Raw genomic sequence first — 15,797 nt, 5'->3', positions numbered from 1 at the left:
CCTCCTGCAGAGATGGGTCAGTTTCCTGATCACGTCGTTCTCAGGCCGCCGCCGCGTTGAAGGCGGAGCGGCGCGCGTTCAGGCGCCGCGCTGCCGAAGCGGGGCCGCGTCGGCCGCGGGAGGCCGCGCCGCGCTTGGGCCGCTCGGACACCGGCGCGGTGATGGTGACCGGGATGCCGGAAGGGGCCTGGGCGCCGGTGATCCGGCTCAATGCCTGCTCACCCGAGCGGACCTGGGTGGTCTGCGGGACGATGCCGGCGGCGGCCATGAGCCGCGTCATGTCGCGGCGCTGGTGGGGCGTCACGAGGGTCACGACACTGCCGGACTCCCCGGCGCGGGCGGTGCGGCCTCCGCGGTGGAGGTAGTCCTTGTGGTCGGTCGGCGGGTCCACGTTGACGACGAGGTCGAGGTTGTCGACATGGATGCCGCGGGCGGCGACGTTGGTGGCGACCAGGACGGTGACATGTCCGGTCTTGAACTGTGCCAGGGTGCGCGTGCGCTGCGGCTGCGACTTGCCGCCGTGCAGGGCGGCGGCCCGGACACCGCTGTTCAGGAGGTCCTGGGTCAGCCGGTCGACGGCGTGCTTGGTGTCCAGGAACATGATCACCCGGCCCTCGCGCGCCGCGATCTCCGTCGTCGTGCGGAGCTTGTCAGCCCCGTGCACGTGCAGCACGTGGTGCTCCATCGTCGTGACGGCACCGGCCGAGGGGTCGACCGAGTGCACGACGGGGTCGGTCAGGTAGCGGCGCACCAGCAGGTCGACGTTGCGGTCGAGGGTGGCGGAGAAGAGCATCCGCTGGCCTTCGCGGCGTACCTGGTCGAGCAGGGCGGTGACCTGCGGCATGAAGCCCATGTCGGCCATCTGGTCGGCTTCGTCCAGCACGGTGATCGCGACCCGGTCCAGCCGGCAGTCCCCGCGGTCGATGAGGTCCTTCAGCCTGCCCGGCGTCGCGACGACGACCTCGGCGCCCGCACGCAGCGCGCCGGCCTGCCGCCCGATGGGCATCCCGCCGACGACCGTGGCCAGGCGCAGCTTCACCGAGCGGGCGTACGGAGTGAGCGCGTCGGTCACCTGCTGCGCCAGCTCGCGGGTCGGTACGAGGATCAGGGCGAGGGGCTGGCCGGGCTCGGCGTGCTGTCCGGCGGTACGGGCGAGCAGGGCCAGGCCGAAGGCCAGGGTCTTGCCGGAGCCGGTGCGGCCTCGGCCGAGCACGTCGCGGCCCGCGAGGGTGTTGGGCAGGGTGGCTCCCTGGATCGGGAACGGCACGCTCACGCCCTGCGCACCGAGGGCGGCCAGCAACTCCCCGGGCATGTCCAGGTCGGCGAAGGCCTCGACGGCAGGCAGGGCAGGAGTGAGCGTCTTCGGCAGGGCGAACTCGCCCTGCACCGCGGCGGGCCGGCGTCCGTAGCCGCCCGAGCGGCTCGGGGCGGGGGAACGGCTCGGGGCGGAGGACCCGAAGCGGCTGCCGCGGCCTGAACCCGCAGCCGCACCGGAGGCGGGACCGCCAGTGCGGCTGCGGGTGCGGGCGGAGCGGTTGTTCGTACGTACGGGGTTCATTCAGAACCTTCCTCGATACGGCGCTCATCAAGGAATTCCGGCAGCCTGAGAACAGCGCGGGGAATCGCAAGAACGGGCCGAATGAAATGCGAAAGCGAAGCCGGCCGCAGGGAGTCCGTGCGGGCGCCGCTATGAAAATGGGTGACGCTGGACGTGAAATCCTCGAGATCGACTCGGGTGCAGGTCCGAAGAGGTCCGCATGCCGGAGGGCCCGCACCCCGAAGGATGCGGGCCCCAGCTACGAAGTGCGCGTCAGCGTCAGGCGGGAACGATGTTCTCGGCCGTCGGACCCTTCTGTCCCTGCGCGATGTCGAAGGTGACCTTCTGGCCTTCAGCCAGCTCGCGGAAGCCCTGGGCGGCGATGTTCGAGAAGTGGGCGAACACGTCGGCGCCGCCACCGTCCTGCTCGATGAAGCCGAAACCCTTTGCCGCGTCGAACCACTTCACGGTGCCAGATGCCATGTCAGATCTCCTCAGGGGCAGTACACCGGCATCCGCACTGCACGGACACCGTGTCGCCGCGATGATGCCCCGTCCGGAAAATGACCCGGAAATACGAAGCACGCCCATATGGCACGGAAACCGACTGGAGGCACTTGAAGTTTTGGGAACCACGACTGCAACTGAGATCGACAATAGCACGCCGTAGCGATCGGTGTACGAATATCAATTCACCATGGTCGCCGTACCAAAAACCCTCTCCGCATGGACCGCTAAATCCTTGCATCGCGGTGACAGATATGGGCGGCCCGGGCTGGGCGCTTCCCCGGCAGAGGACCGGAGACCACCTCACTGCTGTGTACAGTCGGCTCGCCCCGGCGGTTGCCGGACGTGTGGGGCGGCGTCCCCCGACCGGTGAGGTGGAGTCATGACGAGTGCAACCAGCGGGTCGCAACTGTCCGGCGCGACGACCATCGCCCCGGCTCTGTCGGTGGCCGAACGCAAGCAGCGGATGCGGCGCCGCCTCGAGCGGCTGATCGGCATCGCCGCCACCGAAGGAAACTCGTTGCTCGCCCTGCGCAACGGGGACGAGATCTTCCCTGCGATGCTGGACAGCGTCCGGGCCGCCGAACACACCGTCGACATGATGACGTTCGTGTACTGGCGCGGCGCGATAGCCCGGCAGTTCGCCCAGGCGCTGGCGGACCGGGCCCGAGCGGGCGTCCGGGTGCGGCTGCTGCTGGACGGCTTCGGCAGCCGGCTCATCGAGCAGGAGCTGCTCGATCTGATGGAGGACGCCGGGGTCGACGTCGCATGGTTCCGAAAGCCCCTCTACCTCTCCCCGCTCAAGCAGAACCACCGCTGCCACCGCAAAGTGCTCGTCGTCGACGAACAGACCGCGTTCACGGGCGGAGTCGGCATCGCCGAGGAATGGTGCGGCAACGCCCGCAACGAGAACGAGTGGCGCGACACCCACGTCCGGCTGCGCGGCCCCGCCGTGGACGGCGTGGCCGCCGCCTTCGCGCAGAACTGGGCGGAGTGCCACGACACCCTGTTCGACGATCGCGACCGGTTCACCGAGCACGCACCACAGGGCGGGGCGGTGGTGCAGGTGGTCCGGGGATCGGCCAGCATCGGCTGGCAGGACATGCAGACCCTGATCCGGGTCGCCATCGAATCCGCCCAGCAGCGCTTCCGCCTGTCCACCGCCTACTTCGCCCCGGACGCCTACTTCATCGAGCTGCTGTGCGCGGCAGGACGCCGGGGCGTCGAGGTCGAGATACTCCTGCCCGGCCCCCACACCGACAAGCGCGTCTGCCGGCTGGCCGGTCAGAACTTCTACGCGGACCTCCTCGCCTGCGGGGTGAGGATCTTCGAGTACCAGCCGACGATGATGCATGCCAAGGTCATCACCGTCGACCGGATCGCGGCACTCATCGGCTCGACCAATTTCAACCGTCGCTCCCTGGACCACGACGAAGAGGTCATGCTCGCCGTCCTGGACGAAGACTTCACCGCAACCCTGGACCGCCACTTCGACGAGGACGTGCAGGCCAGTGAGCCGATGGATCCGGCGCGCTGGAACCGCCGCTCTGCGGCGCAACGGCTGCGCGAGCTCGCGGTCACCCCCGTCCGCCGGTTCCTGTGACTCCCGCACGGTGCCGGAAGGCGCCCACGCTCCGGCACGCCCGTAGCAGAGCCGGAGTTCCGCCCTGCCGCCGTCCACCGGGTTCACCCCTGACGGGGACGGCCGGTGTGGGAGACGGAGGCGCCGGGTAGGGCGGGATCATGCCCGACATCCCCCTGGCCGAAGAGGCACTGCGAAGGGTGCTGGCCGTCGCCGACCGGACGGCGGAGCTGGCGACAGAGCTGGCCACCGCCCTTCGGATGCGCCCCGACGACGCCGCGGTCCGCACGGCGGCGATACCGCTCGGGGTCGATGTACTGGCCTTCGGACCTGCGGAGTTCGAAGCCGCGGCCCGTCGTCTGGAGCTGCTGGACCAGCTGATCGCAGCCGTCCCGCCCGGCTCGGACGGGATGCGGTGGCGGTACCTGGACGAAGCCGTTCTGTTCCGCTGCGATGCGGAAGTGGGTACGCCGTTCGACGAGTTCACCGCGCGCGTCGACATCAGCCGGGTGATCGGTCTGACCAGTGGCTACCTTGCAGGTCGTACGGAGGTCCTGGCGCGCGACGAGGCCGGAAGGCCGGTCCGGCAGCTAGAGCGCAGCATCAGCCGGGCCCAGCCCGCCCACCTCGCGCTGGCCGGTGCGGACGTACTCGACGTCTGCAAGCTGGAGACGATCGACTACGGCCCGGACGAACAGGTGCTGCGCTGGCGGCAGGTCCACAGTGCGAACGGCTCCGCGGTCCAGGACGACGGCTCGGTGCTCTTCGCCCGGACCCCGGGCGGCGGCACCGCAGTGACCATCTGCGCCCAGCAGCAATTCGTCCTCCCCCCGTTGTGGCGGGCCATCACCCCCGTACTGTGGCCCGCGGTCCGGCGCGCTCTGGTGGAGGACGCCTACCGCACGTCCTTCCGCATCACTCTGCGCACCATCGCTGCACGCGGGCAGGGCGGCGCCGGACCGGTCGACGAGAGGGCCGGTGCGACCACCTCGCTCTGGGGCACCGTCTCCCGCCTGGCCGAGCCGTTGACCCGATCGGCCAGGTCGGTCCCGTGGAAGCCGACGCGGCCGGAGTGCACCGACAGTTCCGGATTCCGCCACTTCAGGCCCGAGAGGCAACCCCTTTGACGCCGCCCGCCGGCCCGCCGCCCGCGTACCCGTACGCCTTCCACATCGCCCTCGACGGCAACGGCCTCAACGGGCTCGAAGGCCGGGCCGGCATCTGTGTCTTCCGCTACGACCCGGCCACCGGCCGGTACGCGTACAAGATCGACTACTACGACGGCATCGCCGGCGGCCATGCCGTCAGCGTCAGCCCGGACCACGCGCTCGGATTCCTCGGCAACACCGGCCAGCACCTGCTCTTCTACGACACCGCGACCCTCGACGAGACCGCCCGGCTGTCCACCCTGCGGATCGAACCCACCGACTCCTCCGTCAAGGGCACCACGCACATCGCCTGGCTGGGCGACCGGGAGATCGTCGGCGCGATCGGCGAGCACCTGTGGCGGTTCGACCTCGGCAAGCTCGATGCTCCCGAGCGCCTGGGCCCGCACGGCCTGAAACTGCCGCATGCCATGAAGACCACGGCGTCGGGCCGGTACCTCGTCTACGGCGGCATGGACCACCCCGGACGCGGCGAAGCCCGTGAGGTCGGCGTCTTCGACCTGCACACCGGCACGGCCCGCCGCATCCACCTGCCCGCCACCTGCTGGCACGTGGCCGTCCACCCCCGAGAGGACCGGTTCTACGCCCTCTCCTTCCGTGTCCTGCCCCAGGAGGGGCACGACTGGCACGAATGGGCCATGGCCTACCTCAAGGAGTACGTCTTCGAGATCGACGCCGAGCACGGGCAGGTCCTGCGCCACTGGACGGCCCCGCGGGAGACCCCGGCGCACATCAACTCGGACGTCTGCGTCTCCGATCGTGAGCTGATCTACTGCAACGGCGGCAGCGGCACCATCGTCATGATCGACCTGGCCGACTTCGCCACCCATCGGATCATCGACGAGCGCCCCGGCCTGCCCGAACAGCTGCTCGCCGGACGGCAATCGCTCCATCAGGTGGCGGACGCCTTCACGCGCGGTTCGCCGGCCGTGAGCAGCAGGCACTTCCTCGCCGCTCTGCGGGTCTCGCGCGGAACCCTGCTCGATTCGGTGTACGCCTGCCAGCTCTCCGCCGACCAGACCCTGCTGTTCACCGCCAACCGGGGACTCAACACCATCACCGTGTACGACTATCCCGCCAACACGGTCCGGCAGCGGGTGCGCATGCCACAACTACGGCAGTACGTCGACGGGCTCCCCTGGTGGCACGACCCCCGACTCGGCTTCCACCACAGCACACTGATCTCCCCGCCGTGAGCCTTCCGGGCCGGAGGTGGCATCGCCGGACGGCCCGATGGCCGGATCTGGGACAGCCTCGTCATTGCGGACACCAGGGCGGGGGAGCGAGGATCGGTGCATGCCCGCACCCCACCGCGTCGTCATCGTCGCCTTCCCCGGCGTGGAGCTCCTGGACATCACGGGTCCCGCCGAGGTGTTCTCGGTCGCGTCCCGCGTCTCCGAGGGAGGGTTCCCCGGCTACTGCGTCCAGGTCGCCACGGAGGACGGCGGTCCGGTGGTCACCTCCAGCGGCCTGCGGGTCCACTCCGACCTGCGGCTGGACGAGGTGACCGGCCGGGTCGACACCCTCCTGGTGTCCGGGGCGGTCGCCCATCCCGAGGGGGGCGGTGTCCAGGCCGTCGTCGATCCGGTGGTCACCGACTGGCTCCGTACGGCGGCACCGCGGGCGGGGCGTACCGGATCGGTGTGCGCCGGCGCCCATCTGCTGGCCGCGGCCGGCCTGCTGGACGGCCGGACCGCCACCACCCACTGGCTCACGGCGGCGCAACTGGCCGCCGCGCATCCGGAGGTCGACGTGGACCCCGATCCGATCTTCATCCGCTCCGGTCCGGTGTGGACCTGTGCCGGAATCACCTCGGGGATGGACATGGCACTGGCGATGGTGGCCGAGGACCACGGTCAGGCCCTCGCGCTCGCCACCGCGCGCATGATGGTCATGTACGTCAAACGCTCCGGCGGCCAGAGCCAGTTCAGCGTGCCCCTTTCCGTCCGGGCACCCGCTGACGACCGCATCGGCGAACTCCGCCGGTGGATCACCGAACACCCCGACGCGGACCTCTCCGCCGAGGCTCTCGCCCAGCGCGTCAGCCTCAGCACGCGGCACTTCTCCCGGCTCTTCGCGCAGCGCACCGGCACCACGCCCGCCGCCTACGTGGAGTCGGCCCGCCTGGAGGCCGCACGGCGCCTGCTGGAGGAGAGCGACGCCGGTCTGCCGCAGGTGGCCGCCGCCAGCGGCCTCGGCTCCCTGCAGACCCTCCACCGGTGCTTCCAACGGCACCTGGGGACGACTCCCGCCGAATACCGCCGCCGTTTCCGCTGAATCCGGCCCGTCCCTTACCCCCCACCCTCACTGCCCGTCGGCCCTGCCCGTCGGCCCTGCCCGCGGCCGGCGGATGCCGAGGCATGCCCGCGCCCGCCCCGTACACGAAAGGCCCTCATGTCCGGCACGAAGATCATTCCAATACCGGTTCTCGGCAAGCACGCGGTCAACGCCTACCTGCTGCTGGGCCGGCGCCCCGTCCTCGTCGACGCCGGTACGCCGGGCAGCGGACGCCTCATCCACGACCGGATCGCCGATCACGGAGTGGACCCCGCCGACCTCGCCCTGATCGTCATCACCCATGGCCACATCGACCACTTCGGTTCAGCAGCGGAACTGCACCGTCTCACGGGCGCACCCGTCGCCGGGCACATCGCCGACCTCGAACCCTTCCGCACCGGCCGACCGCTGATGCCGTACCTCCCGACGGGACCCATGGGTCGCCTGATGAACAGGAACAGGAAGCTTCACGTCGCGGCGGACCCGTTCGAACCCGGGCTCCTGATCAGCGGCGAAACCGACCTGTCGGACTTCGGGCTGGCGGGACGGATCATGCCCACCCCGGGGCACACCGCGGGTTCCGTCTCCGTTCTCACCGAGGACGGGGACCTCGTCGCCGGTGACCTCGTGGCCAACTCCTTCATGGGCCTCATCCCCGGCAAGCCGGCGAACCCGCCCTTCCATGACGACCCCCTGGGCAACCTCACGAGCCTGCGCGCCATGCTCGACCTCGGCCCCAGCCGCCTCCATGTCGGCCATGGCACTCCGCTGGATCCCGGGCGCGTACGTCGCTGGGCGCGGCGGGAGCAACGACGGCTGTCCCGCCTCGACTCCCGTGGGCGCCTCCGAAGGCGTACGCAGAGCTGACACGGGTGTGCTCGCCGGCGGCTCTGCGCCTCCGCACCATCCTCTGCGAGTGTCGCTCCAGGAAGGGACCATGAAGAGACCTGGATGCGGGCGCCTACGTGCGAACGGCGGCTGAGCGGAACCTGGAGGCGGCATGACGGTCACCCTGCTCACCGTCGCGATCGTCGTGGCCGCCCTGGTGATCAGGACCGCGGTCGCCGAAATCCGCGTGCCCGGGAGCGCACGAACGCAGTGGGCCTTCCTGACCGACCGGCGCGCATGGGCGATCGGAACCGGCACAGCCGTGGTGCTCGGCATCGTCGGGTGGGCCACAGCGGGCCCCACCGCTGCGGTCTGGGCAGCGGTCGCAGGTCTCCTCGTCGCCTCGCTCACCCGTGCCGGAGACGGAGACGGAGACGACTGACCGGCGGGCCACGGACACGTGCGCGCAGCGCAGCGCAGCGCATTGTCGCCCCCTGGGCGGACGGACGTCGCTCGCACCCGGGGCCCGGACTCGTCGAGTCCGGGCCCCTCCCCCATGGCGCGTCAGGCGAACGGGCCGCCGAACGGGCCGACGGGACCGTAGTAGAGGGCCAGCTCCTCGCGGTAGCGCGCGTCGCCGAGGTGCGTGTCCCGGTGGAACTCCGGGGAGTCCTTGATCTGTTCCTTGGTGCGCTCCACGTGGATCGTCCGCTGCTCCGGGTCGATCGAGATCACGGTGCCGGCCGGCAGGAGCACTTCCTTGCCGAAGATCCATACCCCTGTATCGACGACCAGGTAGGCGTCACCGACCTCGTCGGAGTGCTTGTCGACCTTGCCGATGCTTCCGTCGACCGCCTCGACCTTGTAGCCGGTGAGATCGGTACCGGCCAGGTGGCCCGACGTCGACTTGTAACTCCACACATGCTCGGTCACGTGAGAACAACTCCTCCGGTGTGAATGAAAGGATCAGCCAACTCTTGGAGCGCGTCTGCCCCGGCTTTCCTGTTGTGCACGTACGGATTTCCCCTCCCACCGGATCACGGGCGAAGCGGATCGGTTGCTCGCGGGCGTTCGTGGTCGGCCGGAGTCCTGCGGTGGCCGTCAGCCTTCACGGCCCGGCAGGAGCTCCTTGGCCTTGGCCACGGCGAAACCCCAGCCCTGGGCCACGGTCGGTTTGCCGGGCACGGCCACTTCCTCCGGGTTGGTGAGCACGTCCAGCAGGACCGGCCCCGGCGTCTCGAAGGCCCGGCGCACGCCCTCGTGGAGCTCGTCCGGGTCGGTGATCCGGATCCCCGTCAGGCCGAGGGCCGTGGCAACCGCGGCGAAATCGGGGTTGTCGAGTTCCGTGCCGAATTCGGGCAGGCCCGCCTGCTCCTGTTCCAGCTTGACCATGCCCAGGCGGCGGTTGTCGAAGACGACGAGCTTCACAGGCAGCTTGTACGTCTTGATGGTCATGAGGTCGCCGAGCAGCATGCTCAGCCCGCCGTCCCCGCAGAGCGCGACGATCTGCCGGTCGGGTGCCCACAGCTGGGCACCGAGGGCCTGGGGCATGGCGTTGGCCATCGAACCGAGGTTGTACGAGCCGATCAGGCGGCGGTCGCCCCGCATGGTGACGAAGCGGGAGAGCCAGACGGTGGCCATGCCGGTGTCGGAGGTGAAGACGGCGTCGGCGTCGGCGTAGGCGTCCACCGCGGCGGCGAGCGCCTCGGGGCGGATGGCGTGCTCGCGGTTGTCCACGACGGCTCGCAGCTTCCCGGTCCAGCGGTGCTCGTGTGCGGGGTCGGCCAGCCGCTGCTGTCCCTCCTGCCAGTGGAGGAAACGGTCCCGGGCGTCGTCGAGGTGCGCGCGGTCGGGGACCGCTTCCAACAGCGGCAGCAGGGCCCGCAGCGTGGCGCCGACGTCGCCGGCCAGGCCCACGTCCACGGGGGTGCGTCGTCCCAGGTGGTCCTCGCGCGCGTCGACCTGGATCACCTTGGCGTCCTTCGGGTACCACTCCCGGTAGGGGAAGTCGGTCCCCAGCATGAAGAGCACGTCCCCGCTGTCCAGCGCGTGGGCGGCGGCGGGGTTGCCGATGAGGCCGGTCTGGCCCACCTGGAAGGCGTTGTCGTCCTCGAATCCCTCCTTCGCCTTCAGTGTGAGCACCATGGGGGCCGCCAGCAGCTCGGCGGTCCGCAGGACCTCGGTACGGGCCTCGCGGGCGCCCTGGCCGACGAGGAGGGTCACCCGGGACGCGGCGTTCAGCAGCTCGGCGGCCCGGGCGAGGGCCGGGTCGTCGGGCCGGGTGACGGCGCGGTCCAGGGCGAACCGCGTGGGCCTGTCGTCGCTCAGCTCCTGATCGCCGAGGTCGCCGGGGACGGTCAGGACGGCCACTCCGCCCTGGGTCACGGCGGCGCGTACGGCCGATTCGACCAGGCGCGGCATCTGGTCCGGGGAGGTGACGGTGGCCCGGTGGACGGCGACGTCGCGGAAGAGGAGGTCGTTGTCTACCTCCTGGAAGTAGTCGCTGCCGATCTCGGCGAGAGGGACCTGGCCGCAGATGGCCAGGACGGGCGTGCGGCTCTTGGCGGCGTCGTAGAGGCCGTTGAGCAGGTGCACGGATCCGGGTCCCACCGTGCCCATGCACACCCCGAGGGTCCCGGAGAGCTGGGACTGCGCCGAGGCGGCGAAGGCCGCGGCCTCTTCGTGCCGGCAGCCGATCCAGTTCAGGCCGGCGGATGTGCGGATGGCGTCGGTCAGCGGGTTCAGGGCGTCTCCGACGACGCCGAAGACGTGCTGGACGCCGAGTTCCTCGAGTGCATCGACGATGACGTGGGCGACGGTACGTGCCACGGGACTGCCCTTCGTTAGCCGGTTCAGCGGGTGGTTCAGGGGTTTCAGGGGGATTCAGCGGGTGGAGTGGGTGAAGCGGCCGGGGTCGGCCGCCTTCCAGTCGGCTGCCCAGCTTTCGGGCGGCGAAGCGATCAGTTCTCCGGGGGCGAGCCACGCGTGCAGTTCGGCGTACGAACGGACGGTGTGCGGGTCCACCCGCTGGAGCAGCATGTGGGGGCGCAGTCCGCGCGCGTCGTCGACGCCCATGGCCGCCATGATCTGCAGCGCGCTCTTGACGGTCGCCTCCTGGTAGCGACGTACGCGCTGCGCCTTGTCACCGACGTCCAGGGCCCGGGCGCGCCGCTCGTCCTGGGTGGCGACCCCGACGGGGCAGGTGTTGGTGTGGCAGCGCTGGGCCTGGATGCAGCCGATCGCGAACATCATGGCGCGGGCCGAGTTGGTGTAGTCGGCGCCTTGGACCAGGCGTTTGACGAGGTCGCTTCCGGTGGCGATCTTCCCGGAGGCTCCGATCCGGATGCGGTCGCGCAGCCCGGAGCCGACGAGGGCGTTGTGGACGGTCATCAGGCCGTCGCCGAGCGGCAGGCCGACGTGATCGGCGAACTCCAGGGGTGCCGCGCCCGTTCCGCCCTCCGCCCCGTCGACGACGATGAAGTCGGGGGTGACGTCCGCCTCCCGCATGGCCTTGCACACGGCGAGGAACTCGCGGCGCGAGCCGACGCACAGCTTGAACCCCACGGGCTTGCCGCCGGCGAGCTCCCGCATGCGGGCCAGGAAGCGCACCAGCTCGCGCGGGGTGGAGTACACGCGGTGGAACGGCGGCGAGACGACGGTCTCCCCCTGCGGCACCCCGCGTACCTGCGCGATCTCGGCGTTCACCTTGGCACCGGGCAGGACACCGCCGATGCCCGGCTTGGCGCCCTGACTGATCTTCAGCGACACGCATTTGACCTGCGGGTGCGCGGCCTTCTCGGCGAACTGCCGCTCGTCGAAGCCCCCGTCGCCGGTACGGCACCCGAAGTATCCGGTGCCGATCTCCCATATGAGGTCCCCGCCGGGGCGCCGGTGGTACTCGGACACGCCGCCTTCGCCGGTGTCGTGGGCGAAACCGCCTAGCTGTGCCCCGGTGTTGAGGGCGAGGACGGCGTTGGCGGACAGGGAGCCGAAGCTCATCGCCGAGACGTTGAGCAGGGACATGTCGTACGGCTCGGTGCAGTCGGGTCCGCCGACCCGGACCCGGGGCGGATCGGTGCGTACCGGGTGCGGGGCCATGGACGGCGTGAGGTATTCGCTGCCGGGCCGGAGGAGGTCGCGTTCGGTGCCGAACGGCTCCTCCGCGTCGGTGCCCTTGGCCCGCTCGTAGACGATGCTGCGGGTGTCACGGTCGAAGGGGCTGCCGTCGATGTTCCGCTCGATGAAGTACTGCTGGATCTCCGGCCGCAGTGCCTCCAGGGCGAACCGGAGGTGCCCGAGCAGGGGGTAGTTCCGCAGGAGGGAATGCCGGCGTTGCAGGAGGTCGTGCGAGGCCACCAGGACGAGCAGCAGCGACGGCACGGCCACGGCCCACCACCAGGGCGAGAGGACGACGGCGGCGACCGCGGCGAGCGCCGCTGCGGTGCCGGGCAGGATGAGGGTCAGTGTCTTCAGCACACCGCGCTTGTGTCCCGAAGACCGCGCGCCAAGCCTTCCCCGGAGTGCCGGGGTCGCGCCGGCGCGTGGGAGGTGTGGTTCGTCCCGCCGCCTGCGGGGAGCGCGGCTGCGCCGGCGCAAGAGGTCCGGCTTCCTTTCCGCAACGACTCATGATCCGGCCCGAGCGGGGAACACGGCCGTCACCGACCGAAAGGGGCATGGACATGCTCGGCATCACCGCCGCAGTGCTGTTCTTCATCGCGTTCCTGATCAACGCCGCCACCATCAGCACCGACGAAGTGTTCAGCTCCACCAACTTCATGCTGATCGGTCTCGCCGCGCTCGCGCTCCACGTCGCCGGCATCGGCCACGGGTGGGCGGTCCGCGGACGGGGCCGGGGCCGTAGGCGCTGACCCCGTGGCATCGAGGGAAAGCAGGAGCGGGGTCCCGCGGCGCGGCGCCACGCTCGGGCGTGATCTGGTGCTCGCCGTGGGACTCGCCGGTACGGCCGTGGGCGGACTGGCCGTCTTCGTCAAGGCCGCCTCGGCGGCCGGGACGCGGACGCCGGTCCTGCCGGTGGCCGCGGCGGCGGTCCTGCTGATCGGCGTGGCGTTCGCCGGATGGAGCATGTCCCCCGTCAGGCGTCGTCCCACGGCACCGCCCGACCCGGACGTGCGCTGCGCGCCGGGCGTGCGACCCGCGACGGATCCGCCGGATGTGGGAGCCGACGCGCTGGACCACGGCGCGGTCGATGCCGACGGCTTCGAGCACACCGTCGCCGCTCTCTGCGTACGTGACGGCTGCACACCGGTGGAAGTGGTGGGCGGCGCGGGCGACCTGGGCGCCGACGTGATCGCCACGACCCCGGACGGGCTCCGCGTCGTCGTGCAGTGCAAGCACTACGCCGAGGACAACCGGGTGGGCTCGCAGGACCTGCAGCGTTTCGGCGGGACGTGCTTCGCCGTCCACGACGCCGACGTCGCGATCGTCGTCACCACCGGCCACTTCACCGCACCCGCCCTCGAGTACGCCGCCACGTGCGGCATCGTCTGTGTCGACGGCGAGGCCCTGGCGGCCTGGACCGAGCCCGGCGTGCGGCCGCCGCCCTGGGAATCGGACCCGGTCCACTCCGACGGCTCCGGCGACGGCGTCCCGGCCGGCCGTTGAGGGGAGGCCCGGCGGCCGACGGGACCCGCGCCGCGTCGTGGCTGGACGGGGCCAAGTGGTGATCACGGCGGCGCCCTTGGGCGGGAACCGCCGGTCCTGGTGATCCGACCACCGCTGACGGCGATCCCGCTCGCCGGAACTGTCAGCCCCCGTCGGTCGCCGTGCGGGCCCGTACCTCCTCCGGGGTGAGGTAGTGGTCCGTGTACTCGAAGTCGCGCAGCGTCCCCGGCTTGTACGTCTGGAAGCCGGTCCGGACGAAGTCGTCGCCGGCCACGGCGTTCAGGAGCCAGTTCGTCATCACCCGGGTCTTCGCCGCCCCGGTGCGCAGCGCCGCCCAGTGGTAGCCGCGGGCCACGGCCTGGGCGGGCATCCCGCGCAGGTCGATGCCGAGCGGCCGGGAGACGCCGTCGCGGCCGCCGAGGTCCACGACCAGTCCGAGGTCCTTGTGGACGTAACGACGCAGCGGCGTGCCCCGCAGCGTGGCGACGACGTTGTCGGCGGCGACCCTGCCCTGGCGCTCGGCGTGCTGCGCGGTGGGCGGGCACACCGCACCGTCCTCGCCGCCGGCGAGGTCGGGCACGGCGGCCGCATCACCGAGCGCGAACGCGCCGTCCGCCCCCGGCACCCGCAGGTCCGGAGCGACGACGAGCCGGCCGCTCTTCGCGGTCTCGGCGCCCAGCGTGGCGACGAGCGGGCTCGCGGCGACGCCGGCGGTCCAGATGAGGGTGCGGCAGGGCAGTACGCGGCCGTCGGTGAGGGTGACGGCCTCGGGGCCCGCCTTGGCGACGGAGGCACCGAGCGAGACCTCTATGCCGCGGCGGCGCAGCACGTCGAGGGCTGCCCGGCCCAGCCGGTCGCCGAGCTCGGGCATCAGCTTCGGCGCCACGTCCACGAGGTGCCAGCTGATCTCGCGCCGGTCCAGCCGGGGGTAGCGGCCGGCGGCGTTCGTGGTGAGCCGCTCCAGGGAGGCGGCCGTCTCGGTGCCCGCGTAGCCGCCGCCCACCACGACGAAGCCGAGCCGTGAGGCCCGTTCCGCCGAGCCCGGTGCGGCGGCGTCGGCCAGGTCGAGCTGGGCGATCACGTGGTCGCGCAGATGGGCCGCCTCGGCCAGCGTCTTCATGCCGTGGCCGTGCTCCGCCAGGCCTGGGATGTCGAAGGTGCGGGTCACGCTCCCCGGCGCGAGCACAAGGTGGTCGTACGGCTGGTCCACCAGCTCCCCGGTGATCTTCCGGATGACGCAGACCTTGGCCCGGGTGTCGACGCCCACGGCCCCGCCGGGCACGATCCGGGTCCGGTGGCGGCGGCTGCGGCGCAGCGACACCGCCACGGACTGAGGGGTGAGTACCCCGGAAGCCACCTGAGGCAGCAGGGGCAGGTAGAGCTGGTAGGAGAACGGGGTGACCAGCAGGATCTCCGCCTCCCCGGGTGACAGCGTCCGCTCCAGGCGGCGTACGCAGGAGACGCCGGCGAAGCCCGCGCCGACGACCACGATCCTCGGTCGTGCCATGTTGTCCGTCCCTTCTCAGGTGTACGGGTCCCCGGCACGCCTTCCCCGGCCTGCGCCACCCACCCCTACGGGGCGGGCTTATTTCCTCGCCCGCTTGTCAGCCGGCGCCGTCTGTACAGAAGGGAACGGCCCCCATAGGGGCCGTTCCCTGTCCGAGCATCATGGTCATCTGCAGCGCGGCTCCGGCAGCCTCGGCCGTAGGTCAGGTCAGGTCAGGTCAGGTCAGGTCAGGTGTTCAGGAGGCGGTTGAAGAACGACCGGTAATGCTGCAACGCCAGCCGCAGTTCTTCTGTCGCTACCTGCTCACCCTGGCCCCACTGCCCCTCCAACCCCTGCTTGTGGGCGGAGAAGGTACGCGCGAGGCTCTGCATCACCTCCGCGACGAGGGCGTCCGCCGACCTGACCGCGTCCTGCGGGTCGTCGACGAACCGGCCCTGTATCTCACTCCACCTCTTGTGGTACTCCGCGGCGTCCTCCGCACCCAGCAGCGGCTCGTCGGCGCCCGCCTTCGCCGGTCCGGTCCCCGCTTCGCGATCCGTCGGCCGTTCGTCCTCGCCTTCGCGGGTCCCGCTCTCCTCGGCGGCCGCGTCCCTGGTGGCCTCCCCCGGGTACACGGGCGGCCTCGGACCGCCTGCCGCCGAGGCGCCGGATTCGGTCTTCGTGCCGGTGTCCGTACCGTCGTCGCCCGCAGCCGGCGCCGGATGGGCTATGTCCTCCGTCGTGATGCCGGCGTCGCCGGCTCGCTCGTCACTGGTCGAGTGGTTGCGCATG

15 protein-coding genes are annotated in these 15,797 nt (G+C 71.1%); 8 read left to right on the top strand and 7 right to left on the bottom strand.

From position 1 onward, the window contains the following. Positions 1-40: 40 nt before the first annotated feature. Positions 41-1,558 carry a DEAD/DEAH box helicase gene (locus tag KO717_RS32600; protein WP_301373039.1) on the bottom strand — a complete coding sequence of 506 codons (1,518 nt, stop codon included), beginning with the start codon at positions 1,556-1,558 and terminating at the stop codon, positions 41-43. Between the two features lie 258 nt (positions 1,559-1,816). Next, complete coding sequence (locus KO717_RS32595; protein WP_301373038.1) at positions 1,817-2,020, bottom strand: cold-shock protein; 204 nt, start codon at positions 2,018-2,020, stop codon at positions 1,817-1,819. 406 nt (positions 2,021-2,426) lie between these two features. On the opposite strand from KO717_RS32595, the gene KO717_RS32590 reads away from it, so the two are divergent. The 6 genes from KO717_RS32590 (at position 2,427) to KO717_RS32565 (ending at position 8,339) form a co-directional block, all read left to right on the top strand. Next, positions 2,427-3,647, top strand: a complete 1,221-nt coding sequence (locus KO717_RS32590; protein ID WP_437184606.1) for a phospholipase D-like domain-containing protein — start codon at positions 2,427-2,429, stop codon at positions 3,645-3,647. Between the two features lie 140 nt (positions 3,648-3,787). After that, positions 3,788-4,753 (top strand): hypothetical protein, encoded by a 966-nt coding sequence (locus KO717_RS32585; protein WP_301373037.1) that lies wholly within the window; start codon positions 3,788-3,790, stop codon positions 4,751-4,753. After that, entirely contained in the window at positions 4,750-5,988 is a 1,239-nt protein-coding gene (locus KO717_RS32580; protein ID WP_301373036.1) for a hypothetical protein, read from the top strand. The genes KO717_RS32585 and KO717_RS32580 overlap by 4 nt, the downstream gene beginning before the upstream one ends. A gap of 100 nt (positions 5,989-6,088) precedes the next feature. Further along, positions 6,089-7,069 carry a GlxA family transcriptional regulator gene (locus tag KO717_RS32575; protein ID WP_301373035.1) on the top strand — a complete coding sequence of 327 codons (981 nt, stop codon included), beginning with the start codon at positions 6,089-6,091 and terminating at the stop codon, positions 7,067-7,069. 117 nt (positions 7,070-7,186) lie between these two features. Beyond that, positions 7,187-7,936 carry an MBL fold metallo-hydrolase gene (locus tag KO717_RS32570; RefSeq protein ID WP_301373034.1) on the top strand — a complete coding sequence of 250 codons (750 nt, stop codon included), beginning with the start codon at positions 7,187-7,189 and terminating at the stop codon, positions 7,934-7,936. A gap of 133 nt (positions 7,937-8,069) precedes the next feature. Beyond that, positions 8,070-8,339 (top strand): hypothetical protein, encoded by a 270-nt coding sequence (locus KO717_RS32565; RefSeq protein ID WP_301373033.1) that lies wholly within the window; start codon positions 8,070-8,072, stop codon positions 8,337-8,339. 122 nt (positions 8,340-8,461) lie between these two features. Here KO717_RS32565 and KO717_RS32560 read toward each other — a convergent pair whose 3' ends face one another. From KO717_RS32560 to KO717_RS32550, 3 genes are all read right to left on the bottom strand, one after another. Further along, positions 8,462-8,830 carry a PRC-barrel domain-containing protein gene (locus KO717_RS32560; RefSeq protein WP_301373032.1) on the bottom strand — a complete coding sequence of 123 codons (369 nt, stop codon included), beginning with the start codon at positions 8,828-8,830 and terminating at the stop codon, positions 8,462-8,464. A gap of 168 nt (positions 8,831-8,998) precedes the next feature. Continuing rightward, entirely contained in the window at positions 8,999-10,726 is a 1,728-nt protein-coding gene (locus tag KO717_RS32555) for a thiamine pyrophosphate-dependent enzyme (protein WP_301373031.1), read from the bottom strand. Positions 10,727-10,780: 54 nt separating this feature from the next. Continuing rightward, positions 10,781-12,373 carry an FMN-binding glutamate synthase family protein gene (locus KO717_RS32550; RefSeq protein WP_301373030.1) on the bottom strand — a complete coding sequence of 531 codons (1,593 nt, stop codon included), beginning with the start codon at positions 12,371-12,373 and terminating at the stop codon, positions 10,781-10,783. Positions 12,374-12,576: 203 nt separating this feature from the next. Here KO717_RS32550 and KO717_RS32545 point away from each other — a divergent pair, with 203 nt between their 5' ends. Together KO717_RS32545 and KO717_RS32540 are read left to right on the top strand one after the other, a co-directional pair. Next, a complete protein-coding gene (locus KO717_RS32545) occupies positions 12,577-12,765 on the top strand; it encodes a hypothetical protein (protein ID WP_301373029.1) in 189 nt (62 codons plus the stop codon). Positions 12,766-12,769: 4 nt separating this feature from the next. Continuing rightward, entirely contained in the window at positions 12,770-13,519 is a 750-nt protein-coding gene (locus KO717_RS32540; RefSeq protein ID WP_301373028.1) for a restriction endonuclease, read from the top strand. 142 nt (positions 13,520-13,661) lie between these two features. On the opposite strand, the gene KO717_RS32535 is transcribed toward KO717_RS32540, so the two are convergent. Next, positions 13,662-15,026 (bottom strand): NAD(P)/FAD-dependent oxidoreductase, encoded by a 1,365-nt coding sequence (locus tag KO717_RS32535; RefSeq protein WP_301373027.1) that lies wholly within the window; start codon positions 15,024-15,026, stop codon positions 13,662-13,664. A gap of 227 nt (positions 15,027-15,253) precedes the next feature. Next, entirely contained in the window at positions 15,254-15,796 is a 543-nt protein-coding gene (locus KO717_RS32530) for a hypothetical protein (RefSeq protein ID WP_301373026.1), read from the bottom strand. Position 15,797: the final 1 nt, after the last annotated feature.

It is taken from the genome of Streptomyces xanthophaeus (assembly GCF_030440515.1).
Lineage (GTDB): Bacteria > Actinomycetota > Actinomycetes > Streptomycetales > Streptomycetaceae > Streptomyces > Streptomyces kutzneri.
The sequence above is the reverse complement of the archived record's forward strand: the minus strand, read 5'-3'. Positions and strand labels throughout refer to the sequence as shown.